The sequence below is a fragment of the Bradyrhizobium sp. Mp19 genome, assembly GCF_029952935.1.
Taxonomy (GTDB): domain Bacteria; phylum Pseudomonadota; class Alphaproteobacteria; order Rhizobiales; family Xanthobacteraceae; genus Bradyrhizobium; species Bradyrhizobium elkanii.
In genome coordinates, this window is the sequence record NZ_JASAUT010000007.1 from 211,688 (window position 1) to 236,525 (window position 24,838).

A 24,838-nucleotide genomic window follows, 5' to 3' on the forward strand; every position below is an offset into this window, starting at 1 on the left:
GGCCTCGCCGGCTTCGAACATCTCCTGTCGGGTCATAGCGCAACCCGGCGAGGCGAGGCATGAGCGACAGTCACACGCTGCGCGGCGACGGAATCGCCGCGACTATTTTGGCGCAGGGCGCCGAATTGTCGTCGCTCAGCAATGCCGACGGGACCGAACTGTTGTGGCAGGCCGGCCCGCAATGGCCGCGCCATGCGCCCATCCTGTTCCCGATCGTCGGCCGATTGAAGAACGATACGCTGCGCCACAACGGCAAGACCTATCCGATGACGCAGCACGGCTTCGCGCGCGATCGCCGCTTTGCCTGGGTGGAGCAGGGGCCGCGATCATGCAAGCTCGCGCTCATCGACGATGCAGAGACGCGTGCACGCTATCCCTTCGCATTCAGGCTCGAGGTCACCTATACCGTTAATGGCGCCGATCTCGATGTCGCCTTCGACATCGTCAACACCGGCGCCGAGACGCTGTCGGCCTCGCTCGGCGGTCATCCCGCCTTCAACTGGCCGCTGCTTCCGGGGTTGCGGAAGGAGGCCTACGCGCTGACCTTCGAGAAGGATGAGCCGGCGCCGATCCGGCGGCTGACGGAAGGACTGATGAGGCCGCAGGCCGAGCCAACTCCGATCAAGACAGGTCCGATCAAGAGCAGGGTGCTCGCGTTGTCGGAGCAATTGTTCGACGACGACGCCATGATCCTCGATCAGGTTGCGAGCGCGTCGGTTCGCTTTGCTGCTGCGCAGGGGCCCGCGATCGAGCTGTCGTGGCGCGGCTTTCGCGAACTTGGCATCTGGTCGAAGCCCGGCGGCGCGGCGTTCCTCTGCATCGAGCCGTGGCACGGCTTTGCCAGCCCGGTCGAATTCGACGGCGAGTTCGCAGGTAAGCCCGGCCTCATGCACGTCGCGCCGGGCGCACGGCGGTCACTGGGCTATCGCATTCGCGTGAGCTGACGAAGCACAGGTCAATGGGCGCGGGGGCTGAGCGCACTGGTGATCGCGCCGACCGATGGCGGGTTCTCGTTCGCCCAGGCCTCATGCGCGGCCAGGTCGCGGTAATGCTCGGCCATGCGCAGCAGCCGCTCGCGGATGCCGGCATCTTCCTCGCCCTTGGCCTGATCGGTCAATTGTGCGGCGCGTTCGAGAAGCGTTTTCGGATCGATCACGACAAGCTCCAAATCCGGTTTTCGCCAAGCGGACAACTGTTACAGGCAAGCACAGTTCCTGCCATGGTTTGATGACAGCGCATTCAGAGCTGGAACACGCCGAGCCCCGCCATCACATCGCGCTTGGTGCGCTCGGTGATCTCGCGGGCTTTCAGGGTTCCGCGCCTGATCACGTCAGCGACATGGTCGCGATTGCTTGCCAGCTCGGCGCGCCGGGTCCGGATCGGCGCGATCAGGGCTTGCAGGATGTCCTCCAGCCGCCGCTTGACGGCTGCGTCGCCGAGACCGCCGCGCCGATAGCGCGCCTTCAATTCCTCGACGGCGTGCTGATCGTCATCGAACGCGTCGAGATAGCTGAAGACGACATTGCCCTCGATCTTGCCGGGGTCGCCGACGCGCAGGTGATCGGGATCGGTGAACATCGCACGCACCGCGGCCGAGATGTCACCGGGCGAGGCCGAGAGAGCAATCGCATTGCCGGCGGACTTGCTCATCTTGGCGCGGCCGTCGACGCCCGGCAGCCGTCCCGCGCGCGGTATGACGGCCACCGCCTCCTGCAGGAGCGCACGACCGGCCAGCGCGTTGACGCGCCTGATGATCTCGTTGGTCTGCTCGATCAGGGGAGCCTGGTCCTCGCCGACCGGCACGACGGTGGCCCGAAACGCGGTGATATCGGCGGCCTGCGCCACCGGGTAGCACAGGAAGCCCGCCGGGATGTCGCGTCCGAATCCGCGGGCGCGGATCTCGTCCTTGATGGTGGGATTGCGCTCCAGCCGCGCGACGGTGACGAGGTTGAGATAGAGCATCGACAACTCCGCGAGCGCCGGCAGCTGCGATTGCAGGCAGATCGAGGTTCGCTCGGGATCGATGCCGACGGCGAGATAATCCAGCGCGACCTCGATGACGTTGCCGCGGACCTTGCCGATGTCGTGCGCGTTGTCGGTCAGCGCCTGCATGTCGGCGAGCAGCAGGAACTGCTCATGACTGTCCTGAAGCGCGAGGCGGCTTCTGAGCGAGCCGACGTAGTGGCCGAGATGCAGCGGCCCGGTGGTGCGGTCGCCGGTGAGGATGATCGGTTTGGTCACGGCTTGTCTCCATTCGGTTGAATGGGGACGCCGCATGCGGGCCGGATGAGGTGAAAGAAAAAGGCCGCCCGATGCGGCGGCCCCGAAATGCATGAACACGTTCGGCCCGCCTGTCAGTCGGCGAGCCACCAGAAATTGGCGATCAGGATCGAGCGGTTCATGGCGTGAGGCGTAAGGCAATCAAGCGAGCCGGTCAAGACGGCATAGCTCCTTTGTTGCGCACTTGGCCGACGCGCCGATGCGGTGCGCGTCGGTCAGCGGTGTACCGCGCTCGATCCGGCGACCTGACGGCTGTCGTTGCGCAGCCTGCCGGCGAGCTCTGTAAGTGAGCTTTCCGCTGGTTGCGCGTGGGGTGCCGGGTCAAGATTATCGATGCCGGTCGCCACTAACGAGACGCGGACGATACCCTCCAGGCTTTCGTCAAACGATGCGCCAATGATGATGTTGGCGTCCTGGTCGGCCTCGTCGCGAATGCGGGTAGCAGCTTCGTCGACCTCGAATAACATCAAGTCCTTGCCGCCAGTGATGGAAATGATGAGCCCGCTGGCACGCTTGATCGAGGGGTCCTCGATCAATGGATTTGAAATCGCGGCTACGGCGGCGGTGACCACGCGGTTTGCGCCGGAAGCCTCGCCTCTGCCCATCATGGCCTTGCCCTTCTCCCGCATGACGGCGAGAACGTCGGCAAAATCGAGGTTGATCAGACCTTCCTTGACTATGAGGTCGCTGATGCAGGCCACACCCGAATAAAGCACCTGATCGGCCAACACGAAAGCATTGGAGAACGTGGTCTTTTCGTTGGCCACCCGGAATAGGTTCTGGTTTGGGATGATCAGCAGAGTATCTACCACCTTCAGTAGTTCAAGTCGGATCGTAGCCATGTCGTTCTGTGAGCCAAGGAGTTGCCAGACATATTTGTCTTCCTAAGACCGCTTGGCCTCCGACTTAATACCGAGCTCGCGCGCGGTCTTGGCGATAATGGGCGCTGCGCCGGTGCCCGTACCGCCGCCCATGCCGGCAGTAACGAACACCATGTGTGCGCCGGTCAAAGAATCGCGGATCGCGTCGATCGTCTCTTCGGCTGCGGCGCGCCCCACTTCAGGATGCGAGCCAGCGCCGAGACCTTCCGTCACCCGCGTGCCCATCTGGATGAGGCGCTCGGCCTTCGACATGGTAAGCGCCTGTGCATCGGTATTGGCGACGATGAAGTCGACGCCTTGCAGCCCGGCCGCGATCATGTTGTTGACTGCATTGCCACCGGCACCGCCGACCCCAAACACGGTAATGCGCGCCTTCATCTCGCAAATATCGGTCATTCTTGCCTCACAATTGCTCTACCGAGCTGGGGAATGAGAGCTATACACCAGGATTTTGCTCCTAAAGTGAGCGCGGCAAGCGCAGTCGCTTAGCAAGCGACGAGCGGCCACTGGCGAGATTTCAGGCGCGCACCTGGCGCGGCATATGTCAGCGTCTTGGCGGACACCGGCTGTTCCTGGACCGAACCGAGCGGCAATCGGCTGATGATGACCAGGCTATGAGGTTAGGCTAGGCCGCGATGGTTAACGAATTCCTAACGGGCGAGCAGCGGTCATAATTCCGCGCCGCCGCGGTGTCCGATTTGGGCCGAAAGCAGTCGTTTGCACTTTAGTCCTTGTCGAGCTCTCCGATATGACGCTGGGCATATAGCTCGAGGCCGATCCTCGCGACGAGTTCGATCTGGGTTTCCAAAAAATCGATATGCTCTTCCTCATCGTGCATGAGTTGCTCAAACAGATCCCGTGTCACGTAGTCCTTGACCTGATGGCACTGGGTCGCAGCTTCAGCGTAGAGGGAGTACGCCGACAATTCGGCTTGCAAGTCGCTATCGAGCACGGCCTTCACGGTCTTCCCGATATGGAGGGATTCCAGCGTCTGCATATTGGGAGATCCATCGAGGAAGATGATGCGTTCGATGAGCTTGTCTGCGTGTTGCATTTCTTCAATCGATTCCTTGCGCCACGCCTTGGCCAGCATCTTGTAGCCCCAATTGTCGAGGAGGCGGTAGTGCAGCCAGTACTGGTTCACTGCGGTGAGCTCGTGGCGCAGCGCTTTGTTGAGGTGTTCGATAACGTCTTTGTCGCCCTTCATGCTCCCCTCCTTTTCTTGGGTGCCACCGGGATCGATTGGTTGCGTGGGCGCCTGGACTTGATGTTTGGCCGACGCGATGGAGAGCTTAGAGCGTCAGCGCTTTCGGTTCGAGCAGTTTGGGGCATCCACAGCTCGCCGTGAGCGGCGACGCAAGGAAAGGGGCGGGCGGCGCTGACTTGCTCACCGTTCGACGCACATGAGAGGTTAATCTCTGCGCCGCGACTTCAAAAAAGCGTAGGGAGGTAGAACAAGGGAGTTTTGGCCATGATCGAGAGGATAAGCGCGCTCACGCTGGGCACCCATGACATGCCACGAGCTGTCCGATTCTACCGAGCCCTGGGCTTTGAGGTCCTGCATAGCGGCGAATGGTCGTCGTTCACCAGCTTTCGAGCAGGTCCGAGCTACCTCAACCTCATCGACCAACCTGCCGAACGACGCTGGTCCTGGTGGGGTCGGGTCATCTTCTACGTCACCGATGTTGACGCACTTTACGAACGCGCGCTCGCGGGGGGTTACCAGCCGGCGACAGCGCCCCGCGCGATGCCGAATGGGGTGAGCGTTTCTTCCACCTAGCTGACCCCGACGGCCACGAACTCAGTTTCGCTCGGCCTTTGCATCCGGCTTCCGTCCAATAGCGGTTCGAAGCGGCCTGCATTCCAACCGTCGCTGCGAAAGGGTATTGTTCCGACAGACGGCCATCGCCCTGACGTCAGCTTCGGCTCGGGCTATGGCGCGTTCTCTCGAGCAAAGATCAAAGGATGGCAACGAACGGTCGCACCGTCACTGTATTCGGCGGAACCGGCTTTCTCGGCCGCCGCATCGTTCAGCATCTGCGCGATCACGAATTTCCCGTCCGGATCGCGTCAAGGCATCCAGATCGTGGGCGCAGTCAGTTTGGACCGCATGATTCGCAGCTTCTGTTCGTCCAGGCCGATATTCACGACGAACGGTCTGTCGCAAATGCGCTTGCCGGCGCTCACGCCGCCGTCAACACCGTCAGCCTTTACGTCGAGCACGGGCGTGAGACGTTTCATTCCGTTCATGTCGAGTCCGCCCAACGGGTAGCGGCCCAAGCGCGCCGGGCCGGAGTCAAACGACTCGTTCATTTGTCAGGCATCGGCGCCGATGCCGCGTCTCGATCGCGGTACATCCGGGCGCGCGGCGAAGGTGAACTGGTGGTCAGGGCTACGTTTGCCGGCGCGCATATCATCCGACCCGCCGTCATGTTCGGACCGGACGATGCGTTTCTTACGACCATCCTCAACCTTCTCCGCCGGCTGCCGATCTATCCGATGTTCGGCCGCGGCTCGATGAAACTGCAGCCGGCCTATGTGGAAGATGTGGCGGAGGCGACTGTCCGGATCATCCAGCGAGCCGAGACGCAACCGACGATCTTCGAGTGCGGCGGCCCTCGCGTTTATTCCTACGAAGAATTGGTCGGAATCGTCGCGCATCAGGCCGGTCTTGCGCCCATCCTGGTCCCGATCCCGCTCGTCGTTTGGCACGCCCTGGCATGGGCTTCCGAAATACTCCCGGACCCGATTCTCACGCGCAATCAGGTGGAGCTGATGCAGATCGATACCGTGTCGTCGCCTGGCCTTGTCGAACTTGGGATTTCGCCGCAGCCGGTTGAGGCAATACTCCAAAAGATGCTGTCAAAGTGCGGATGACGGGGACTCATCGGTTAGATCCGCTTCGGATGGCTGGTTCGCGCGCTACCACTACGAGACGCGATGGCTTATCCGCCGTTCGACGGCGGCAATATGGCTGTGCGCCGTCGGCAGCTGCAGATGGTTCGGGGGCAACTGACCTTGGGGTCACGAACGACAAAACTCAAAGTAACGCGTCCGCTTTCGGGCGCATCGCGACCAAAGCGCTCCTTGGCGGGGCATTTTGAGCCGCCTGCGTCAGAACAGGCAAGGTCCGCTCCGTACCATTGAGCCGACATTGTGATGGTTAAAGCGATCTTCGGCTGCGGGCCAAGCCCCGGTTCATGCGATGCACAACAGGAGACCGAGATTCGTTCATGCGGCGGGTGCTTCCGAGGCGGTCTGCTTGATCGTGTTCCTGCCAAGACGCGATTGGGCGTCACCAAGTCCACGTTGAACCGTCATCAATCCAGCGGGGACTAACCATTCAGCGCGGCTGGTCCAACCGCAAGCGGGACAAGACCGCGAAGCCGCCGCAGCCGAATGCCTTATATGGACCCTCTCCATGTCCGACACCCATGTCCGCGATCCCTCGTGGAAAACCGATTTGATCTGGCACTATTTCCACACCGTCACGACGGCGGCCAAAGCACCCGCCGCCTATCGCAAGTTCTACAGCAATCAGGACGCCAGCGACGAATTGGACGGCCGCCATCGCGTCTATGAAATGCTGGTGGATGAACAGCTGCACACCCTTCCCACCCTGGCGGCGACCGCTGACGCGTCGATGGAAAACTACAAGAAGAGCAAGCTGCCGTGGAACCAGAACAATGGCGGTTTCCTCAAGGCAGTGAACAATGAATATTGGTGCGGTTCGATCATCAAGATCGTGTTTGTCCGCTATATGGGCTGGAAAATGGCCGAACCGACGGCGCGCGACCAGGTGAGCGCGGGCCGCGATCCCAGCAAAGCGGTGGATTGGACAATCAAGAATCTCGAAAACAAGGTGCCGGTGCGGGCCTCCCTCGGCGGCGCCCACTATGTGGGCATCGTCGGCCACCGCACATCGGGAGCCGACGGCAAGATCACCGAGTTTCTGTGCCTCGACCCATGGGCCTATGGCATCGACGGGGGCAATCGGGACATGAAATATGCCGGTACAAAGACCGCCTTTCTCGGGATCAGCAAGCGCGACGGCGCGATATGGACCTATAGCAATAAGACCGTCGCCTTCGTCGAACGGCCATCCTAGGAAATCATATCTGGCCGGCGGCGCCGGAACGTCGGCCAGGACCCGGACGCAGACATTCCGAGGATGTGCGACCAGTCCCTATGCGCTCCGCCTGACCTCAGCAATGATGAGGCTTTCAAGCTCCTTGACGGCTTCCTCTTCAGTAATGCCGCTGACGAGCGCCACTTCTCCGGACAGGCGTTCGACTGCCGCAGCGTACAGCTGTCGTTCGCTGTAGCTCTGCTCGGGATTGACCGCGGGCCGATACAGATCGCGCATGACCTCCGCGATAGCGACAATATTGCCCGAATTGATCTTGCTTTCGTATTCTTGAGCAAGTCGGGACCAATTACCCCGCGCTTTGTGCGGCGCCTGCCCCAGGATTCGTCGCATGTGCTCGATCGAAACGGGATCGGACAGTTGACGCATTCCGGCGCTTGCCGCCTTCCTCGTCGGAACGCGTAGCGTCATCTTGCTCTTCGCGAAATAGACGACAAAGAACTCGAGGCAAGCCCCCGCCACCGTCTGTTCCTCAATCGCTACAATTTGGCCGACGCCGTGCGCAGGGTATACGATCAAGTCCGTTGCCCTAAATCCAAAGCGTGTTTCGCCGTCCTGGCCCTCATTCGGTTTATCGGCGGAGGTCACTGATGCTGAATGTGTGTGGTTCGAATAAGAAGATCTGGTTTGATTATCGAAATTCATTTCGCGACAAGCTCCATGGCTTCTGAAATTGGCTGATGCCAATTCCAGCTCTGATCAATCAAGCGTCTGAAACAAAACTGCCGGGCTGGAAATGACATGCTGCCCGATCTGTCCCTAACCAATAAGCCGCGAGCGCGTGCGCCGCCACGAGAATGACGCCTCCAATCTCCATTCCCTTCAATCGCTGTGGCTTCTTGGCAACGTGTTCCCACTCGGCGAAATCAATCGTTTCGTGCCGATGAAACGAACATTTGCCAAACCCAAGAGACAGGACACCGGGAGCAATCGGTGGAACCGGCAGGGATGCACACGTCTCTGCCGCTGCTGGGCCAGATGCACTCATCTCAGGCGACGATCTCTCACGCCTCGATCACTCATTCGTACCGCAGGCGCGATGATCCCGCGACCAATGCGCTATGACAAGCTCGCCGCCAGCTACCTTGCCGTCGTTCAACTCGCATCGATCAGGCTATGGCTGCGCGCTGATGAGGCCGCGTCCTAGTTGAACGCCATGCCGCCGCTCATCGCGATGGTCTGTCCGGTCATGTAGGGATTATTGACCAGCAGCATCACGGCCTGCGCGACCTCCTCGGCGGTGCCGAAACGGCCCATCGGAATGCGGCTGACCAGCTCGCTCTGTCCCTTCATCATGTCGGTCTCGATCAGCGAGGGCGCGACGGCATTGACCGTGATGCCCTCCTTGACGAGGCGTGCGGCATAGCCGCGGGTCATCCCCTCCATCGCCGCCTTGGATGCGTTGTAGTGTGGCCCGATCGAGCCGGCGCCGCGCGCAGCGCCGGAAGAGATGTTGACGATGCGGCCCCATTTCCGGGTGCGCATCATCGGCAGCACCGCCTGAGTGCACAGGAACGCCGATTTGAGATTGACCGTGATGGTGCGGTCGAAATCCTCCTCGGTGAGCTCGTCGATACCCCTGACGATGGCGATCCCGGCATTGTTGACGAGGATGTCGACCGGGCCGAGCCCGGATTTGGCGCGCTCGACCAGCGTGGCGACGGCGGCGGCTTCCGAGACGTCGGCGGCGATCGCGACGGCGCGGCCGCCGGCGGCAATGATGCCCTTCGCCAGCGTCTCCGCCTCGGCCGAGCGCTCGCGATAATTGATGGCGACGGCGGCGCCGGCATCCGCCAGCATCTTGACGATCGCCGCACCAATGCCGCGCGATCCGCCGGTCACCAGCGCCACATGTCCGTGCAGACTGCTTGCTGTCATCAAAGTCACCCTGTTCGACGTATCCGCGCAGGCTCGCAAACGGGAAGGCGCCGCGCAACGCAACTCTGCTCAAATCTGCGTTGAAGGCCGCCGAGCGGCGAAAAACCGGCTTCCCGGGCCGGAATCGGCCTTGCGTCCGGCCCGGGCCGGCGGCAATGGTTGGGACATCACTTCTTGGCCCACCCACGAGAGATCGATGAGCAAACTGATTGTCCGCGCCGGCGAGTTCACCTTTGACGCCCGTTTCGAGGAGCAGCTCGCGCCGAAGACGGTCGCCGCGTTCCGCAAGGCGATGCCGTTCGAGAGCCAGGCGATCCACGTGCGCTGGAGCGGCGAGGGCGTCTGGATGCCGCTCGGCGACCTCGACTTCGGCGTGTCCTACGAGAACCACACCAGCTATCCGGCGCCGGGCCAGATCATCCTCTATCCCGGCGGCATCAGCGAGACCGAGATCCTGCTCGCCTATGGCGGCGTGCATTTCGCCAGCAAGATGGGCCAGCTCGCCGGCAATCATTTCATCACGCTGACCTCGGGGCTGGAGAACCTCACCGCCTTCGGCAAGACCGTGTTGTGGAAGGGCGCGCAGAACATCCGCTTCGAGGAAATCTGATGTGACCGAGGCCCGCTATCCGCGCGATCTCCGCGGCTACGGCCGCAATCCGCCCGATCCGAAATGGCCCGACGCGGCGCGCATCGCCGTGCAATTCGTGGTCAATTTCGAGGAGGGCGGCGAGAACAACATCCTGCACGGTGATCGCGCCTCGGAAGCGTTCCTGTCCGACGTGCTCGGCGCGCAGCCCTGGGTCGGGCAGCGTCACGCCAATATCGAAACGATGTTCGAATATGGCTCGCGCGCCGGCTTCTGGCGGCTGTGGCGGATATTCACCGAGCGGAAGCTGCCGGCCACGGTGTTCGGCGTCGCGACGGCGCTGAAACGCAATCCGGACGTCGTCGCCGCGATGCAGGAGGCGGGCTGGGACATCGCCAGCCACAGCCTGCGCTGGGTCGAGCACAAGGACATGTCGGAGGACGAGGAGCGCGAGGAGATCGCCCGCGCCATTGCCGTGCACACCGAGGCGACAGGCGCGCGGCCGCTCGGCTGGTACACCGGCCGCTCCTCGATCAACACGATGCGGCTTTTGATGGAGGCGGGTGGCCTCCGTTATCTCTGCGACTCCTATGCCGACGATTTGCCGTACTGGATCAAGGCGCCAGGCACCGAGCCGCATCTCGTGATCCCCTATACGCTCGATGCCAACGACATGCGCTTCATCAACGCGCAGGGCTTCGGCGGCGGCGAGGAGTTCTACACTTACCTGAAAGACAGTTTCGACGTGCTCTATGCCGAGGGCGCGACCTCACCGAAGATGATGTCGATCGGCCTGCATTGCCGTGTCGTCGGGCGTCCCGGCCGCGCCGCCGCGCTGATGCGCTTTCTCGACTACATCCAGAAGCACGAGTATGTCTGGGTGCCGACCCGGCTTGCGATCGCCGAGCATTGGCACGCCAATCTGAAGCATCTCGCGGAACACGCGTTCGAGATCGGGTAGGTTTGCCCCGATGTGACGCGGAGCGCAGCCAGCTTCGTCATTGCAATGGCGGGATCTTGCCGGATCGCGCGCCACAAACTCCGGTGTCGTCCCTGCCTAGTGCGCAATTGCGCACGGGAGCAGGGACCCATACGCCGCGGCGGATGTTGTGAACGGGATTCGTCGTTCCAGCGCTGCGCAACAATCAGCATTCGTGGTTATGGGTCCCTGCTTTCGCAGGGACGACATCTTTGTGAGGCCAGAGCTGTTCGCCATTGCGAGATCCCGCGTACGCGGAACAATGGATTGCTTCGCTTGACGCGGATGGTCAATGGCCTGCCATGTGCCGGCCGATCTCGGTGAGGTCGGCCTCGCTGGCGCGGGCCTCATGCACGAACGCGCCGTGGAACATCACGACCAGCCGATCCGACAGCTCCAGGAGCTCATCGAGATCCTCACTGACCAACAGCACCGCTGCGCCGCGATTGCGGGCGGCCATGATCTCGGCGTGGATTTGCGCCACTGCCGCGAAGTCGAGTCCGAAGCAGGGGTTGGCGGCGATCAGCACCTCGACATCGCCCGAAAGCTCGCGCGCCAGCACCGCGCGCTGCACATTGCCGCCCGACAGCGCCGCGATCGGCGTCTCCGGCGTGCGGGTCTTGATCTTGTAGCGGTTGATCTTGCGCTCGGCGTCGTTGCGGAAGGCGGCGCGGTTCAGCCACCAGCCGCCGCGCGCGAACGGGGCGCGATCGAACTCGCGGAATGCGATGTTGTCGGCGACGCTCATGCCGCCGACGCAGGCATTCTTCAGCGGCTCTTCCGGCAACAGCGACATCCTGTGGCGGCGCATCTCCGCGCGGCTCGCCGCATAGGTCTCGCCCTGGACGCGGATGGTGCCGCTCTCGGCCTCGCGCTGGCCGGCCAACACCTCCACGAGCTGGCGCTGGCCGTTGCCGGAGACGCCGGCGATGCCGACAATCTCGCCGCTCTTCACGGTCAGCGACACGCCGTGCACGGCGATCGCGCCGGCATCGTCAAGCGCGGTGAGCCCGTCGAGCTCGAGCCGGGCCGCGCCGGTCTCGCCGGTGCGCGGCGGTTGCACCGTCAGCTGCTCGGCGCCGATCATGGTGCGGGCCATCTCATCCGGCGTCAGCTCGGCAACCCGGCCGGTGCCGGCAAGCTTGCCGCGGCGCAGGATGGTCACCTCGTCGGCAAAGGCCATCACCTCGCGGAACTTGTGCGTGATCATCAGGATGGTGAGTTCGCCCGCGACCACCATCGCGCGCAGCATGCCGAGCACCTCGTCGGCTTCGCCCGGTGTCAGCACCGAGGTCGGCTCGTCCAGGATCAGGAAGCGCCGCTTCAGATACAGCTGCTTGAGGATCTCGCATTTCTGCCGCTCGCCGGCGGAGATGTCGGATACTTTTGCGTCGAGCGGCACCTTGAACGGCATCCGCACCAGGAAGGCCTCGAGCTCCTTCTTCTCCTCGCGCCAGTCGACCACGGCAGGAACGTCGTCGCGCGCCAGCACCAAATTCTCGGCAACCGTCATCGCTGGCACCAGCGTGAAATGCTGGTAGACCATGCCGAGCCCGAGCGCATGCGCGTCCTTCGGATTGGCAATGGCCTGCTGGCGGCCGCCGACCAGGATGTCGCCTTCGGTGGCGTGGTAATAGCCCATAATGCATTTCACGAGCGTGCTCTTGCCCGCGCCGTTCTCGCCGAGCAGCGCGTGGAACGAGCCGGGACGCACCTTGAGCTCGACATTGTCGAGCGCTGTGAAATCGCCGAACCGCATCGTCATGGCGATGGCATCGACGCCGAACGCGCCTGATGGTGCGGGCGGCTCGCCGATGATCACGACAGCGCCCCGATCAGGTCGGCGGATCTGGTCACCGCGCCGAACACACCGCCCTGCATCTTGATCATCTTCAGCGCGTGGTCGTGGTTGCTCCGGTCGGTCGCGCCGCAACAGTCCTCGACCAACACGCACTCGAAGCCGCGGTCGTTGGCCTCGCGCATGGTGGTGTGGACGCAGACGTCGGTGGTGATGCCGGTCAGCACGATGTTCTCGATGCCGCGCAGCCGCAGCATCAGCTCGAGGTCGGTAGCGCAGAACGAGCCTTTTCCGGGCTTGTCGATAATTGGCTCGCCCGGCAGCGGCGCGAGGTCGGGAATGATCTCCCAGCCGGGTTCGCCGCGCACCAGGATGCGGCCGCAGGGGCCGGGGTCGCCGATGCCGGCGCCGATCTGGCGCGAGCGCCAGCGCTTGTTGGCGGGCAGGTCGGTCAGATCAGGCCGGTGCCCCTCGCGCGTATGGATGATGTGAAAGCCCTGCGCGCGCATCACCGCGAGCAGCTTCCTGATCGGCTCGATCGGCGCCCGCGTCAGCGACAGGTCGTAGCCCATCTTGTCGACATAGCCGCCGACGCCGCAGAAATCGGTCTGCATGTCGATGATGATGAGCGCGGTATTCTCTGGCCGCAGATCGCCATTGTAGGGCCAAGCGTAGGGCTCGGACTTGATGAAGCGCTCGGGCATGAAATGATCTTTCGAGATGCTATCGGGTGATGGACAATTCGGCGGGCGCGCCGGTCAGCGTGCGCTTCGGCGAGCAGGTGATGATCATGATCGCCAGCGTCAGGATGTAGGGCGCGGCGTTGAACAAATGATAGCCGGAGGTGATGCCGACCGATTGCAGCGCGGGCCCGAGCGCGGCCGCGCCGCCGAAGGCGAGCGACGCCCACAGGCACAGCATCGGGTCCCAGCGCGCGAAGATCACCAGTGCCACCGCGGTGATGCCCTGTCCCGAGGAAAGGCCTTCGTTCCAGCTGCCCGGATAGAACAGCGACAGGAACGAGCCGCCGATGCCGGCGAGGAAGCCGCCGACCATGGTGGCGCGCAACCTGATCAGCAGCACCGAATGGCCCATCGCGCGTGCCGCATCCGCGCTCTCGCCGGCGGTGCGGATCAAGAGGCCCCAGCGCGTGGTCCTGAAGGCCCAGTAGAGCAGCGGCGCGATCGCGACGCCGATCAGGAACAGCACGTTGATGCGCAGCGCCGCGCGCACCTGCGGCACGTCGCTCCACCAGCCGAAATCGATCGCCGGCAGCCGGGCCGCGGTCGGCTCGATCAGCGGCTTGCCGAGGAAGAACGCCAAACCAGTGCCGAGCAGCATCAGCGCGATGCCGACCGCGATGTCGTTGACCCGCGGCAGCGAGCAGATCCCGGCATGCAGCGCGCCGAACAGGGCGCCGGTGATGCCGGCCGCAAGCACCCCGAGCCACGGCGAGCCCGACAGATAGGAGATGCCGTAGGCGCTCATTGCGCCCATCACCAGCGTGCCCTCGAGGCCGAGATTGATGCGGCCACTTCGCTCGGTGATGCACTCGCCGAGGCTGACGAACAGGAACGGCGTCGAGACGCGGATGGCGCCGCCGAACACGGCCAGCGGAACGGTCCAGAGCCCGAGCGATGCGTCCGCCATGTCAGGACTTTCCCTTCAGGAATCCGATCCGTCCATAGAGCGCGTCGCTGGCCAGCACGAACACGAAGATGATGCCTTGCAGCACCAGCACGGAGGCGTCGGGCAGGCCGAGCCGCCGCTGCAACAGGCCGCCGGAAGCCGAGATGCCGCCGAGCAGGATCGCCACCGGAATGATCGCGAGCGGATTCTGCCGCGCCAGGAACGCGACCAGGATGCCGGTGAAGCCGTAACCGGCGGCGAGGTTGGCGTTGGTGCGGCCCTGCACCGCCGCGACCTCGATCATGCCGGCTAGCCCGGCGCAACTGCCGGCGAGGAAGCAGACGGTCAGGATCAGCTTGCCGACGCTGAGGCCGACGATCTTGGCGGCGCGGATGTTGCCGCCGGCAACGCGCGCCGCGAAGCCGAAGGTGGTGTGATAGATCAGGATGTAGGCGGCAACGGCCGCGACGAGGCCGAACACCAGGCCCCAATGCACGTCGGTGCCGGGAATGGTGCCGATCATGTTGGCGGCGCCGATCTCGCGCGTCGACGGCTTGTTCAGGCTCGCCGGATCGCGCATCGGGCCCTCGACCAGATGGTTCAGAATCGCAAGCGCGATATAGACCAGCAGCAGGCTCGAGATCGTCTCGTTGACCCCGCGATATTGCCGCAGGCCGCCCGACAGCGTGATCCAGAGGCCGCCGCCGATCATGCCCGCGATCACCATCGCGAGCTGCACCACGATCGGCGCCGCGCCTTGCAGCGCCAGCGCGGCCGCGGTCGCCGACAGCGCGCCGATCAGCAGCGCGCCTTCGCCGCCGATGATCACCATGCCGAGCTGCGCCGGCAGCGCCGTGCACAGCGCGGTCAGGATCAGCGGTGCGGCGCGGGTCAGCGTGTTCTGCCAGGAGAAGGCGGTGCCGAACGCGCCGTAATACATGTAGAAATACAGATCGAGCGGGTTCTTGCCGTACAGCGCGACAAAACCGCCGAACACCGCGAGCGCGCCGACCAGCGCCGCGGCCGGGATCAGGATGTATTCGATGCTCGCGCCGTGGCGCTGGAGGAATCCGGGATCGGCGGCCGGAGCGATGCCGGCCGCCTCCACCGATTCCGCCGTCTCGGTCGTCACGCGGTGGCTCCGATCACGCCCTCGACGAGATAGTCCATCTTCTCGAGCTCGGGATCCTGCTGGCCGCGATCGGTGCCGGAAGCGATCACCGTCTTGCCCTTGTTGTCGACGAGCGGGCCCTTGAAGATCGCGTACTCGCCGGTCATGAACTTGGCCTTGACGTCGTCGGCATGCTTGCGCGCCTCGGCCGAGACCATTTCGCCGTAGGGCGACACCTTGACGATCTCTTCCTTGAGGCCGCCGCGATAGAAGTTCGGGATCGCTTCGCCCGCGGTGATCATCTTGACGAATTTCGGGTAGAGCGCCTCCCAATTCCACTCGGCGCCGGTGAGATAGGCCTTCGGCGCCAGCGGCGACTGGTTGACGTGATAGCCGCAGACGAAAGCGCCGCGGCGCGCGGCGTTCTCGACCATCGTCTTCGGTCCGTCGACATGGCAGGTCAGCACGTCGACGCCCTGGTCGATCAGGCTGTTGGTCGCCTCGGCCTCCTTGACCGGCATCGACCAGTCGCCGGTGAAGATCACCTGCGTGGTCGCCTTCGGATTGGCGAGCCGGGCGCCGAGCGTGAATGCGTTGATGTTGCGCAGCACCTGCGGGATCGGCTTGGCGGCGACGAAGCCGAGCTTGCCGCTCTTGGTCGAATAGCCGGCGACGATGCCGGAGATGTACTGCGCCTCGTCGATATAGCCGAAATAGCTGCCCGCGTTCTTCGGGTCCTTGTCGGACCACAGCCCGCCGCAATGCTCGAAATGCAGTTTTGGAAACTTGCCCGCCATCTTGAGGACGTGCGGGTTGTAGTAACCGAACGAGGTCGGGAACATGAGCGTGGCGCCGTCGAGATTGATCATGGACTCGATGGTCTTCTCGACTGCATCGGTCTCCGGCACCTTTTCTTCCTCGACGACCTTGATGCCGGGAAGCTTCTTCACCGCCGCGGCTCCTTGCGCGTGGGCCTGGTTGTAGCCGTAGTCGTCGCGCGACCCGACATAGATGAAGCCGATCGTGGTTTCGGCTGCGGCCGCGCCACGAATGCCGAGCGTGCTGCCGAGCGCCAGTGCGGCGCTCCCCTGCAATAAATGCCTTCTTGAAATCCTGCCAAAATCCATCGCCTGCTCCCTCCGGCGGGTCCGGCCCGCCTGTCCTTGTCGCAGCCGCCCGACGGCGGAGCTTGAGGGAAGTGTCGCAAGCTTCATGCCAGAGCATGTTTGGCGGTCATTCCTCCGTAAGCGGTTGAATGCACGTAGGAATGGTGATCAGGTCCAGAAGTCTCGGAAGCTGATCCAGATCGATTTGCCTATTTTATGAGCGATCGATCGCTGTTGTATGCAATGCCGTTAAGCAGTCGCTAACCGCTGGACAGCCCGTGCACGCCCGGTCGGGACCTGCGCGCGACGCGCCATTTGCCGGCTGGTCAATCGGATCGGGCCTGCTACGAGTGAAGCGGGCTCCGGCGGCCGCGTTGGACTGATGGGAAACAGCATGAGCGAGACAAAACCGTCCTCGAAACCGTCTTCGCTTGGCGAAGAGATCGTGGCGCGGATCGATCAGCTCGCGACGATCTCCGAGACGCCGGAGCATCTGGCGCGAGTCTTCCTCACCGACGAGCACCGCAAGGCGGCCGATCTCATCCTGTCCTGGATGCGCGAGGCTGGCATGAGCGCGCATCTCGATGCCATCGGCAATGTCTGCGGCCGCTATGAGGGCGAGCGGCCGGGCCTGCCGGCGCTGATGCTCGGCTCGCATTACGACACCGTGCGCGACGCCGGCCGATGGGACGGCCCGCTTGGCGTCATCACCGCAATCGCCTGCGTCGCCGATCTGAACCGGCGCGGCAGGCGGCTGCCGTTCGCGATCGAGATCGTGGGCTTTGCTGACGAGGAGGGCGTGCGCTTCGCCTCGACCCTGCTCGGCAGCCGCGCGGTCGCCGGCACCTTCGACGAGAGCGTGCTCAACACGCGCGACCGCGCCGGCACGTCGATGCGCGATGCGCTGATCCAGTTCGGCCTCGAGCCCGATCATATCGGCAAGGCAGCGCGCCCCCGCCGCGAGCTGCTCGCCTATGTCGAGCTGCACATCGAGCAGGGCCCCGTGCTTGAGGAGAAGGCGCTGCCGGTCGGCGTCGTCACCGCGATTTCGGGTGCGACCCGGCTGGCCGCCAGTCTCACCGGCGTCGCCGGCCACGCCGGCACGGTGCCGATGAAGCTGCGGCGCGATGCGCTGGCGGGCGCTGCCGAATGCATCGTTGCGATCGAACAGTTTTGCCAGTCCGACGAACAAGGCCTCGTCGGCACCGTCGGCTATGTCAACGCGATGCCCGGCGCCACCAATGTGATCCCGGGCAAGGTGTCCTTCACCATGGACATCCGCTCGCAGAACGACATGCATCGCAAGCGCGCCGTCGCCGACATCGTGCGGCAGATCGAGGCGATCGCAAAACGCCGCGAGCTCGCCTTGCAGATCGACGTCACCCACGAGAACCGCAGCGTGCCCTGCGCGCCGTGGCTCAAGACGCAGATCGCCGAGGCCGTTGCGGCCGAGGGCCATGCCGCGTTCGAGCTGCCGAGCGGGGCGGGGCATGACGGCATGGCGATGGTCGATGTCGCCGATATCGGCATGATCTTCGTGCGCTGCCGCGGCGGGATCAGCCACAATCCGGCCGAGCATGTCGAGCTCGCCGATGCCGACACCGGCGCGCGGGTGCTGCTGCGCTTCGTCGAGAATTTTCGTCCGCACGGTGTCGTGAATAGCTGAAGCTGCCGCGCCCGCGTTGCGCAGCGAGTAGATCGAGAGTCCTTCGCAACTCCAACACCGTCACCCTGAGGAGCCGCGAAGCGGCGTCTCGAAGGGCGACGGCCCAACTGTGGCCGTGCGTCCTTCGAGGCTCGCTCCGCTCGCACCTCAGGACGACGGTCCAAATGGCGTTCGCAGGGGCGAGAGTCTCTTGGCGGAAATGGGCTCGAAATATCGAGGACCTCTTGCTGTCCACGTTGCGTCAGCACGCCGCAGGCACCGGTCCGGGGGCCGCTGCCGGCCCCGCCCCGTGCCGAATCCGCACAGATCAGACCACCGTTTCCGGCTCAGCTGGGCTATTTGCGGGCCGGGCGCGAAGCGCTAGACTTGGTACAACGGGGGGTAGTGGACATGAGGTCGTCCGTCGTCCAGGACGTTCAGTTCCCAAAGCAACCGGCGCTGCAGCTGATCTACGACACTGCGCCGATCGGTCTCGCCTACCTCTCTCCCGATTGCCGTTACCTTCAGATCAACCAGCGTCTCACCGAGATCTGCGGCATTTCGGTCGAAGGCCACCTCGGGCGTACGGTGCACGATTGCGTGCCCGCGCTGGCTTCGGCGGTCGAAGGTATCGTCCGGTCGATCATGGAGACCGGAGAGCCCGTCACCGACGTGGAGGTTTACGGCCAGCGCCCCGGCCACAATGACGAGCGATGCTGGATCACGCATTGGCATCCGCAGCGCGAACCGAACGGGAGCATCGTCGGCGTCAACGTTGCGGCCGAAGAGATCACCGATCGCAAGCGGAGCGAACGCGAGATCCGCGCCGCCCGTGACGCAGCCGAGAAGGCCTTGCACCATCTGCAGGAGACCCAGGCGTCGCTGATCGAGGCGGAAAAGCTCGCGGCGCTGGGCCGGCTGGTGGCCGGCGTCGCGCACGAGATCAACAGTCCGGTCGGCACCAGTCTCACCGTCGCGTCAGTGCTGGAGCAGAAATGCGCCGACTTCGCTGCCGAGGCTGCGCGCGGCAAGCTGAAGCGGTCCAGCCTGAGCGATTTCATCGAGGTCGTCGAAAGCGCCTCGTCGCTGCTTGTCGGCAACCTCAAGCGCGCGGCGGATCTGGTGCAATCGTTCAAGCAGGTGGCCGTCGATCGCAGCTATTTCGACCGCAGCCAGTTCGATCTCGCCGCGGTGACCGAGCAGGTTCTCTCGAACCTCCGTCCGGCCTTGCCGAAGAACAACCTCGCGCTCGAGGTCGATTGCCCGCCCGGTCTTGCCATGAACAGCTATCCCGGCCCCTACGGCCAGGTGTTGACCAACCTGTTCGTCAATTCGGTGGCGCACGCGTTTCCGGATGGCAAGGGCGGCGTGATCACGATCCGGCTGGGCGCGTCAGGCGCGGACCAGGTCGAGATCCTGTTCGCCGACAACGGTTGCGGGATGGACGACGACGTGCTGCGGCAGGCCTTCGATCCCTTCTTCACCACGCGCCGCGACATCGGCCGCATCGGGCTCGGTCTCCACATCGTTCATAACATCGTCACGAACCGGCTGGGCGGAGAGCTCCATCTCGACAGTGCCCCGGGCATGGGGACACGCATGCGGATCACCCTGCCACGCGTGGCGCCCCAGCGCGTGACCGATGGTTGATGGCTGAAGGGGACGCCGAGAAGGAAATGCTCCCCGGCTTTCAGACTGGAAAAAGTCCTTCCAAGTAACCGCCGCAAAAGGCATTCCACTACCCTTGCTTCCGCCCCCGTCGTCGCGACATTCTCCTGACATTCCTGATGGTCACGACGATGAGCCAATCCGCATTCGATCCCTTCGGCGAGCCGGTCCCCGCGGTCGATCCTTCGATCGCTAGCGAGGGCGTGTCGAAATGGCTGAAGACTGCGGGCACCAGCGTGTTCTGGGTGCTGGTGGTCGGCATCGTGCTGGCACGGGCCGTCTATTTCGAGCCCGGTGTGTTCAGCTTCGAGCATGCCGTTGCCTGGGCGCAGGGTCTGTTCGCCGCGCTCTAGCCGCAGGCCCGCGCGACGCCCTCTTCGCCGTTTGCGCTTCCCGAATGATCCCCTCGAACGCCACCGCCGCCGGCACGTCCAGCCGGCCGGGCGATTTCAGTTGCCAGAGCGTGCGCTCGATGTGGACGCCCTTGATCGGGATCACCTTCAGCTTTCCGAGCTTCACCTGATCGTCGATCGTCGCGATCGACACGATGGCGACGCCGACGCCTGATGCCACCGCCTGCTTGATCGCCTCGGTGCTGCCGATCTCGAGCGTCCGCTGCGGCTCGACGTGGTGGGCGGCCAGCGCCTGCGCGACCACCTCGCGCGTGCCTGAGCCGGGTTCCCGCACGATCAGGATTTCGTCATTCAGCGACCGGATGTCGATCGGCCCCTGGACCGCTGCGAAGCGATGATCCGGACCCGCAATCAGCGCCATCACGTCGGTACGCCAGGCTTCGCTGACCAAATTCTCGTCCTCGACCGGCCCCTCGACCAGCGCGATCTCGATCTCGTGTCCCAGCATCAGCGCGGCGATATCGCTGGTGTTGGCGCTCACGACGTGCAGATCGATGCCGGGAAAGGCGCGGTGGAACACGCCGAGATATTCCGGGATCATGTAGGTCGCGATCGTGGTGCTGGCGCCGATCCGCAGCGAGCCGCTGTCGAGGTTGCGCAGCGCCTGCAATTCGTCCTCGGCGGCGCGTTCGGCCGCAAACAGCGTCTCGGCATGCCGCGCCAGCGCCGCACCCTCCCGGGTCGGCCGCACCCCCTTCGGCGTGCGGTCGAGCAGCCGGCAGCCGACCTGCAGCTCGAAATCCCGCACGCCCTTCGAGATCGCCGGCTGGCTGATGTGCAGGAGGTCGGCGGCGCGGGAGAAACTTCCGGTTCTCGCCACGGCCGCGAACAGGCGGAGCAGATGCAGGTTGAGGGACATAACTTCTCTCTATCGGGGCAGTCCGAAAATATATTAGCCAAGAGGTGTGCCATGGCGCATAAAATCTTCTCCGAAAAGAGGATTTTGTGCCGGAACAAGAACAAGACCAGGGGCAGAAGCAGGGGGCGCTGAGGCGCATATTCCAGCTCATTCCGGGGATTCTGCTCTGCGGGGTCGTCACGGTCATCTCGCTCGGCATCCAGGCCGCCGAGGAGCGCGTTTTCGACCATCCCTATATCGAGGCGCTCGTCGTCGCGATCCTGCTCGGCATGGCGGTGCGCACCGCCTGGGAGCCGTCGGCGCGCTGGCGCTCGGGCATTGCCTTCAGCGCCAAGCAGCTGCTCGAGGTCGCGGTGATGCTGCTCGGCGCCTCCATCAGCTTTGCCGCGATCGTGGCATCGGGCGGGCTGCTGATCGGCGCCATCGCCGTGACCGTCGTGATCATGCTGGCGGTGAGCTATGGCCTCAGCCGGATGCTCGGCCTCAAGACCAAGCTCGCGATCCTGATCGCCTGCGGCAACTCGATCTGCGGCAACTCGGCGATCGCGGCGGTGGCGCCGGTAATCGAGGCCGATGGCGACGACATCGCCTCGTCGATCTCGTTCACCGCCATTCTCGGTGTGCTGATGGTGCTCGGCCTGCCGCTCCTGATTCCGCTGCTCAAGCTGACGGCGACGCAATACGGCATCCTCGCCGGCCTCACGGTCTATGCCGTGCCGCAGGTGCTGGCAGCGACCGTGCCGGCCGGCATCGTCTCGACCCAGATCGGCACGCTGGTCAAGCTGGTGCGGGTGTTGATGCTGGGCCCGATCGTGATCGGCCTCTCGCTGCTGGTGGCGCGGCGGCGCAAGGCCGGCGCCGCCAGGGAGGGCACTTCAAAGACCGCCTCGATCAGCCCGTTCAAGCTGGTGCCCTGGTTCATCATCGGCTTCCTGGTGCTGGCCGCGATGCGCTCGTTCCAGCTCGTGCCTGACATCGCGATCGCGCCGGTGACCAAGACGGCGGCGATCCTCACCGTCGTCTCGATGGCAGCGCTTGGGCTCGGGGTCGATGTGCGGGTGCTCTCGACCGTCGGCGGCCGGGTGACGGCCGCCGTCACGCTGTCGCTGATGCTGCTCCTGGGCTTGAGCATCGGCCTCGTGCACTTCTTCAGGTAGAGCATGATCCGGAAAAGTGTGGAGCGGTTTTCCGGAGAGATCATGCTCACATCAAAGGGCCGGCTACTCGGCGGCCTTCGCGGTCTTGCCGAACATCCGTGTCGGTGCGGGAAAGCCGCAGGACGTGCCGTCGGTAATCTTGACCTGATCTTCCCAGGGCAGGCGGAAGCGGCCGGACACCATGTCCTGCATGAACGTGTAGGGGCAATCCATCGCGCCGCCCTTCACCGCGACATAGCCGCGGTGCCAGAGCTGATAGATGTTGTTCTCGACGCCCCAGTTGATCCGCGCCTCGCGCACGAGGTCGGGCCGCACCTCGGCGGTGATGATCTCGTCGGCCCGCCCCGTGGTGCCGTGCGCGATGATGCTGCCGTCGAAATTGACGATCATGCCTTCGCCCATCGAGTCGAACGACCCGTCCGAGCCGCACATGCAGACATTGGCCGTGACCATCAGGTTCTGGAACGCGTTGGCCTGGTTGGTGAAGCGCCAGCTGTCGCGGATCGGCGCGGTGTAGCCTGCGGTGCGGATCATGATCTCCGCGCCCTTGTAGGCGCATTCCCGCGCCATCTCCGGGAACATGCCGTCATGGCAGATGATCAGCGCAATCTTGGCGCCCTTCGGTCCGTCGATCACGGGAATGCCGATATTGCCCGGCTCCCACGGCTCGACCGGAATCCAGGGATGGAATTTGCGGTAGTAGAGCTTGATATCGCCGTGATCGTCGATGATCAGCCCTGAATTATAGGGGTTGCCGTGCGGGTTGAACTCCATGATGGAGAAGCAGCCCCAGATCTTGTTCTCGATGCAGGCCCGCTTGAAAGCCGCGACTTCAGGCCCGTCGAGCCGGCACATGATCTCCGGATTGGTATCCATCGAGAGGCCGTGCAGCGAGTATTCGGGGAACACGACGAGGTCCATGGTTCCGAGGTTGCGCCGCGCCTTGCCGACCATCCAGACGATGCGCTCCGTCTGCCGTGCCAGGTCGGACCTTGTCGCAACCACAGGCAACTGCAGCTGCACCAGTCCGATCACCACGCCGTTGGGTGACTTGTTGAGACCGCCAAGTCCATTCATGCCTGTCCTCCCGCCTGTTTGAAATGGGCTGTCATTTCGCGAACGATGATCTTCGTTCGGTCGGGCTCCCAGCTAGCAACGATCATGCCAGCAAGATCGCAGAATGCGCAAATGCAGGCGTACGGTCACATGCTGATCGGGATCGCCGCGATGCGCCGCATCATTGCGCAATGGCACGCGGTTTGCTTAATCAAATGCTGGTTTCCTCGCATTCGGGGCGTGCGTCATGGCGAATTCAAGCGGGACGATCGCGGCGGAGCCGGCGCCGATCACGCTCGACTGGAGCAGGACCGCGCTCGTCATCATCGACATGCAGCGCGATTTCATGGAGCGAGGGGGCTTCGGCGAGACGCTCGGCAATGACGTCAGCCAGCTTGCCCGCGCGGTGAAGCCGATTGCCGCAGTGCTCGCGGCCGTGCGCGACGCCGGGCTGCTCGTGGTCCATACCCGGGAGGGCCATCTGCCCGATCTCTCCGACGCGCCGCCTGCGAAGGTCGAGCGCGGCGCGCCGTCGCTTCGGATCGGCGATCCCGGACCGATGGGGCGGATCCTGATCCGCGGCGAGGCGGGGCACGACATCATTCCCGAGCTCTATCCGCAGGGCAGCGAGATCGTGATCGACAAGCCCGGCAAGGGCGCGTTCTACGCCACCGAATTCGGCGACATTCTGCAGAAATACGGCATCGAGAATCTCCTGGTCTGCGGCGTCACCACCGAGGTCTGCGTCAACACCACGGTGCGCGAGGCCAACGACCGCGGCTACCGCTGCGTCGTGATATCAGACGGCTGCGCGTCGTACTTCCCGGAATTCCACGAGATGGGCCTGAAGATGATCAAGGCCCAGGGCGGCATCTTCGGCTGGGTCACCGATTCAGCCGCGGTGCTGGAGGCGCTCGCTGGCTAGAGGGGCGAGGGGACGCGTCAGGGATATCGCCTTTGTGACCCTAAGCGGACTCTGGCGAGCACAACAAGCTTGACGCTATGGCCGTGCATCGCGTTTATCCTCCACATGAGCACGATCAAAGCAGTCTGCGTCTATTGCGGCTCCTCGCCCGGTCGCGACGTTGCCTACGTCGAGGCAGGCGAACGATTGGGACACGCTCTTGCAGCATCGGGATTGACGCTGATCTACGGCGGCGGAACCCATGGTGTGATGGGCGCGGTCGCTCGCGGCACACTGAACAACGGCGGCAAGGTCGGCGCGATCATTCCGAGATTTCTCACAAACTGGGAAACGACGACTGATGCGCTCAAGATGTTCGAAGACTTGACGATCACAGACACCATGCACGAACGCAAACACAGAATGTTCGAGCGTTCTGATGCCTTCGTGGCACTTCCGGGTGGCATCGGCACCGTCGAGGAAATCGTGGAAATCATGACTTGGGCCCAGCTTGGGCAGCACCGTAAGCCGATGGTCCTGGTGAACATCAAAGATTTTTGGGCGCCGATGATGGCAATGCTGGACCACATACGCAGCGCAGGTTTCCTTCATAGAGACCACCTGCTTCAACCCATTGTCGTTGATCGTGCCGAGGACGTAATCCCCGCGATTGTCGCGGCCGCTGCTAAAGAGAGCGCGTCCGAAGTCGGTGGTTCGTCGATCATCGACAAGATGTAG

The 24,838-nt window shown here is 63.8% G+C and carries 23 protein-coding genes and 3 pseudogenes; 13 read left to right on the top strand and 13 right to left on the bottom strand.

Features of this window, described 5'->3' with window-relative positions:
• Nucleotides 1-59: 59 nt before the first annotated feature.
• The gene (locus tag QJT82_RS12015; RefSeq protein WP_259244476.1) at nucleotides 60-944 is read left to right on the top strand and encodes an aldose 1-epimerase family protein; all 885 of its coding nucleotides are present in this window, start codon (nucleotides 60-62) and stop codon (nucleotides 942-944) included.
• An 11-nt stretch (nucleotides 945-955) separates the two neighbouring features.
• Here QJT82_RS12015 and QJT82_RS12020 read toward each other — a convergent pair whose 3' ends face one another.
• The 4 genes and pseudogenes from QJT82_RS12020 to bfr all read right to left on the bottom strand — a co-directional run bounded on the left by QJT82_RS12020 (nucleotide 956) and on the right by bfr (nucleotide 4,368).
• The gene (locus QJT82_RS12020) at nucleotides 956-1,156 is read right to left on the bottom strand and encodes a hypothetical protein (protein WP_016843073.1); all 201 of its coding nucleotides are present in this window, start codon (nucleotides 1,154-1,156) and stop codon (nucleotides 956-958) included.
• Between the two features lie 83 nt (nucleotides 1,157-1,239).
• Nucleotides 1,240-2,241 carry a tryptophan--tRNA ligase gene (gene trpS, locus QJT82_RS12025; protein ID WP_028339456.1) on the bottom strand — a complete coding sequence of 334 codons (1,002 nt, stop codon included), beginning with the start codon at nucleotides 2,239-2,241 and terminating at the stop codon, nucleotides 1,240-1,242.
• Between the two features lie 278 nt (nucleotides 2,242-2,519).
• A pseudogene (ftsZ, locus tag QJT82_RS12030) lies at nucleotides 2,520-3,557 on the bottom strand (cell division protein FtsZ); the annotation flags it as partial.
• A 328-nt stretch (nucleotides 3,558-3,885) separates the two neighbouring features.
• A complete protein-coding gene (bfr, locus tag QJT82_RS12035; RefSeq protein ID WP_028339454.1) occupies nucleotides 3,886-4,368 on the bottom strand; it encodes a bacterioferritin in 483 nt (160 codons plus the stop codon).
• 264 nt (nucleotides 4,369-4,632) lie between these two features.
• On the opposite strand from bfr, the pseudogene QJT82_RS12040 reads away from it, so the two are divergent.
• The 3 genes and pseudogenes from QJT82_RS12040 (at nucleotide 4,633) to QJT82_RS12050 (ending at nucleotide 7,269) form a co-directional block, all read left to right on the top strand.
• Nucleotides 4,633-5,003: pseudogene (locus QJT82_RS12040) on the top strand (VOC family protein).
• Between the two features lie 123 nt (nucleotides 5,004-5,126).
• Entirely contained in the window at nucleotides 5,127-6,038 is a 912-nt protein-coding gene (locus QJT82_RS12045) for a complex I NDUFA9 subunit family protein (protein ID WP_028339453.1), read from the top strand.
• Nucleotides 6,039-6,582: 544 nt separating this feature from the next.
• Nucleotides 6,583-7,269 (top strand): hypothetical protein, encoded by a 687-nt coding sequence (locus QJT82_RS12050; protein ID WP_028339452.1) that lies wholly within the window; start codon nucleotides 6,583-6,585, stop codon nucleotides 7,267-7,269.
• 78 nt (nucleotides 7,270-7,347) lie between these two features.
• On the opposite strand, the gene QJT82_RS12055 is transcribed toward QJT82_RS12050, so the two are convergent.
• Entirely contained in the window at nucleotides 7,348-7,953 is a 606-nt protein-coding gene (locus tag QJT82_RS12055; protein WP_028339451.1) for a CarD family transcriptional regulator, read from the bottom strand.
• Between the two features lie 412 nt (nucleotides 7,954-8,365).
• On the opposite strand from QJT82_RS12055, the pseudogene QJT82_RS12060 reads away from it, so the two are divergent.
• Nucleotides 8,366-8,455, top strand: a pseudogene (locus QJT82_RS12060) (IS5/IS1182 family transposase); the annotation flags it as partial.
• On the opposite strand, the gene QJT82_RS12065 reads toward QJT82_RS12060, so the two are convergent.
• Nucleotides 8,452-9,186: a 3-oxoacyl-ACP reductase family protein gene (locus QJT82_RS12065; RefSeq protein WP_028339450.1), complete on the bottom strand. Its 735-nt coding sequence runs from the start codon at nucleotides 9,184-9,186 to the stop codon at nucleotides 8,452-8,454. The pseudogene QJT82_RS12060 and the gene QJT82_RS12065 sit on opposite strands and share 4 nt — an antisense overlap.
• 196 nt (nucleotides 9,187-9,382) lie before the next feature.
• Here QJT82_RS12065 and QJT82_RS12070 point away from each other — a divergent pair, with 196 nt between their 5' ends.
• Together QJT82_RS12070 and puuE are read left to right on the top strand one after the other, a co-directional pair.
• Nucleotides 9,383-9,796, top strand: a complete 414-nt coding sequence (locus tag QJT82_RS12070) for a DUF3830 family protein (protein WP_016843084.1) — start codon at nucleotides 9,383-9,385, stop codon at nucleotides 9,794-9,796.
• A gap of 1 nt (nucleotide 9,797) precedes the next feature.
• Entirely contained in the window at nucleotides 9,798-10,736 is a 939-nt protein-coding gene (gene puuE / locus QJT82_RS12075) for an allantoinase PuuE (RefSeq protein ID WP_028339449.1), read from the top strand.
• A 307-nt stretch (nucleotides 10,737-11,043) separates the two neighbouring features.
• On the opposite strand, the gene QJT82_RS12080 is transcribed toward puuE, so the two are convergent.
• From QJT82_RS12080 to QJT82_RS12100, 5 genes are read right to left on the bottom strand one after another with little or no spacing between them, the layout of a single operon-like run.
• On the bottom strand, nucleotides 11,044-12,576 hold the full coding sequence (locus tag QJT82_RS12080) for an ABC transporter ATP-binding protein (protein ID WP_028339448.1): 1,533 nt from the start codon (nucleotides 12,574-12,576) through the stop codon (nucleotides 11,044-11,046).
• A complete protein-coding gene (locus tag QJT82_RS12085; RefSeq protein ID WP_028339447.1) occupies nucleotides 12,573-13,256 on the bottom strand; it encodes an isochorismatase family cysteine hydrolase in 684 nt (227 codons plus the stop codon). Before QJT82_RS12085 ends, QJT82_RS12080 begins: the two co-directional genes overlap by 4 nt.
• Nucleotides 13,257-13,275: 19 nt before the next feature.
• The gene (locus tag QJT82_RS12090) at nucleotides 13,276-14,202 is read right to left on the bottom strand and encodes an ABC transporter permease (RefSeq protein WP_028339446.1); all 927 of its coding nucleotides are present in this window, start codon (nucleotides 14,200-14,202) and stop codon (nucleotides 13,276-13,278) included.
• 1 nt (nucleotide 14,203) lies between these two features.
• Nucleotides 14,204-15,313, bottom strand: coding sequence for an ABC transporter permease (locus QJT82_RS12095; RefSeq protein WP_028339445.1), 1,110 nt, complete (start codon nucleotides 15,311-15,313; stop codon nucleotides 14,204-14,206).
• The gene (locus tag QJT82_RS12100) at nucleotides 15,310-16,419 is read right to left on the bottom strand and encodes a BMP family ABC transporter substrate-binding protein (RefSeq protein ID WP_028339444.1); all 1,110 of its coding nucleotides are present in this window, start codon (nucleotides 16,417-16,419) and stop codon (nucleotides 15,310-15,312) included. The genes QJT82_RS12095 and QJT82_RS12100 overlap by 4 nt, the downstream gene beginning before the upstream one ends.
• Nucleotides 16,420-16,792: 373 nt before the next feature.
• On the opposite strand from QJT82_RS12100, the gene QJT82_RS12105 reads away from it, so the two are divergent.
• From QJT82_RS12105 to QJT82_RS12115, 3 genes are all read left to right on the top strand, one after another.
• Entirely contained in the window at nucleotides 16,793-18,064 is a 1,272-nt protein-coding gene (locus QJT82_RS12105) for an allantoate amidohydrolase (protein ID WP_028339443.1), read from the top strand.
• 390 nt (nucleotides 18,065-18,454) lie between these two features.
• Nucleotides 18,455-19,693, top strand: coding sequence for an ATP-binding protein (locus QJT82_RS12110; RefSeq protein WP_028339442.1), 1,239 nt, complete (start codon nucleotides 18,455-18,457; stop codon nucleotides 19,691-19,693).
• Nucleotides 19,694-19,842: 149 nt separating this feature from the next.
• Nucleotides 19,843-20,064 (top strand): hypothetical protein, encoded by a 222-nt coding sequence (locus QJT82_RS12115; protein WP_038377517.1) that lies wholly within the window; start codon nucleotides 19,843-19,845, stop codon nucleotides 20,062-20,064.
• Here QJT82_RS12115 and QJT82_RS12120 read toward each other — a convergent pair.
• Complete coding sequence (locus QJT82_RS12120) at nucleotides 20,012-20,983, bottom strand: LysR family transcriptional regulator (RefSeq protein ID WP_028339441.1); 972 nt, start codon at nucleotides 20,981-20,983, stop codon at nucleotides 20,012-20,014. The genes QJT82_RS12115 and QJT82_RS12120 overlap by 53 nt on opposite strands.
• Nucleotides 20,984-21,069: 86 nt before the next feature.
• On the opposite strand from QJT82_RS12120, the gene QJT82_RS12125 reads away from it, so the two are divergent.
• On the top strand, nucleotides 21,070-22,140 hold the full coding sequence (locus tag QJT82_RS12125) for a putative sulfate exporter family transporter (RefSeq protein ID WP_028339440.1): 1,071 nt from the start codon (nucleotides 21,070-21,072) through the stop codon (nucleotides 22,138-22,140).
• A gap of 63 nt (nucleotides 22,141-22,203) precedes the next feature.
• Here QJT82_RS12125 and QJT82_RS12130 read toward each other — a convergent pair whose 3' ends face one another.
• Nucleotides 22,204-23,217 (bottom strand): formamidase, encoded by a 1,014-nt coding sequence (locus QJT82_RS12130; protein WP_028339439.1) that lies wholly within the window; start codon nucleotides 23,215-23,217, stop codon nucleotides 22,204-22,206.
• Nucleotides 23,218-23,443: 226 nt separating this feature from the next.
• Between QJT82_RS12130 and QJT82_RS12135 the strand changes: the two genes are divergently transcribed.
• Complete coding sequence (locus QJT82_RS12135) at nucleotides 23,444-24,121, top strand: isochorismatase family cysteine hydrolase (RefSeq protein WP_028339438.1); 678 nt, start codon at nucleotides 23,444-23,446, stop codon at nucleotides 24,119-24,121.
• A gap of 105 nt (nucleotides 24,122-24,226) precedes the next feature.
• Nucleotides 24,227-24,838 carry a TIGR00730 family Rossman fold protein gene (locus tag QJT82_RS12140; RefSeq protein ID WP_028339437.1) on the top strand — a complete coding sequence of 204 codons (612 nt, stop codon included), beginning with the start codon at nucleotides 24,227-24,229 and terminating at the stop codon, nucleotides 24,836-24,838.

Bases quoted from the DNA above. Each gene is read 5' to 3' on its own strand.
- QJT82_RS12045 (WP_028339453.1), top strand. From the start codon at position 5,127: ATGGCAACGAACGGTCGCACCGTCACTGTATTCGGCGGAACCGGCTTT.
- QJT82_RS12015 (WP_259244476.1), top strand. From the start codon at position 60: ATGAGCGACAGTCACACGCTGCGCGGCGACGGAATCGCCGCGACTATT.
- QJT82_RS12065 (WP_028339450.1), bottom strand. From the start codon at position 9,186: ATGACAGCAAGCAGTCTGCACGGACATGTGGCGCTGGTGACCGGCGGA.
- QJT82_RS12120 (WP_028339441.1), bottom strand. From the start codon at position 20,983: ATGTCCCTCAACCTGCATCTGCTCCGCCTGTTCGCGGCCGTGGCGAGA.
- QJT82_RS12135 (WP_028339438.1), top strand. From the start codon at position 23,444: ATGGCGAATTCAAGCGGGACGATCGCGGCGGAGCCGGCGCCGATCACG.
- QJT82_RS12115 (WP_038377517.1), top strand. From the start codon at position 19,843: ATGAGCCAATCCGCATTCGATCCCTTCGGCGAGCCGGTCCCCGCGGTC.
- QJT82_RS12090 (WP_028339446.1), bottom strand. From the start codon at position 14,202: ATGGCGGACGCATCGCTCGGGCTCTGGACCGTTCCGCTGGCCGTGTTC.
- QJT82_RS12130 (WP_028339439.1), bottom strand. From the start codon at position 23,217: ATGAATGGACTTGGCGGTCTCAACAAGTCACCCAACGGCGTGGTGATC.
- QJT82_RS12085 (WP_028339447.1), bottom strand. From the start codon at position 13,256: ATGCCCGAGCGCTTCATCAAGTCCGAGCCCTACGCTTGGCCCTACAAT.
- QJT82_RS12070 (WP_016843084.1), top strand. From the start codon at position 9,383: ATGAGCAAACTGATTGTCCGCGCCGGCGAGTTCACCTTTGACGCCCGT.
- QJT82_RS12110 (WP_028339442.1), top strand. From the start codon at position 18,455: ATGAGGTCGTCCGTCGTCCAGGACGTTCAGTTCCCAAAGCAACCGGCG.
- QJT82_RS12140 (WP_028339437.1), top strand. From the start codon at position 24,227: ATGAGCACGATCAAAGCAGTCTGCGTCTATTGCGGCTCCTCGCCCGGT.
- QJT82_RS12050 (WP_028339452.1), top strand. From the start codon at position 6,583: ATGTCCGACACCCATGTCCGCGATCCCTCGTGGAAAACCGATTTGATC.
- QJT82_RS12055 (WP_028339451.1), bottom strand. From the start codon at position 7,953: ATGAATTTCGATAATCAAACCAGATCTTCTTATTCGAACCACACACAT.
- QJT82_RS12105 (WP_028339443.1), top strand. From the start codon at position 16,793: ATGAGCGAGACAAAACCGTCCTCGAAACCGTCTTCGCTTGGCGAAGAG.
- bfr (WP_028339454.1), bottom strand. From the start codon at position 4,368: ATGAAGGGCGACAAAGACGTTATCGAACACCTCAACAAAGCGCTGCGC.
- QJT82_RS12100 (WP_028339444.1), bottom strand. From the start codon at position 16,419: ATGGATTTTGGCAGGATTTCAAGAAGGCATTTATTGCAGGGGAGCGCC.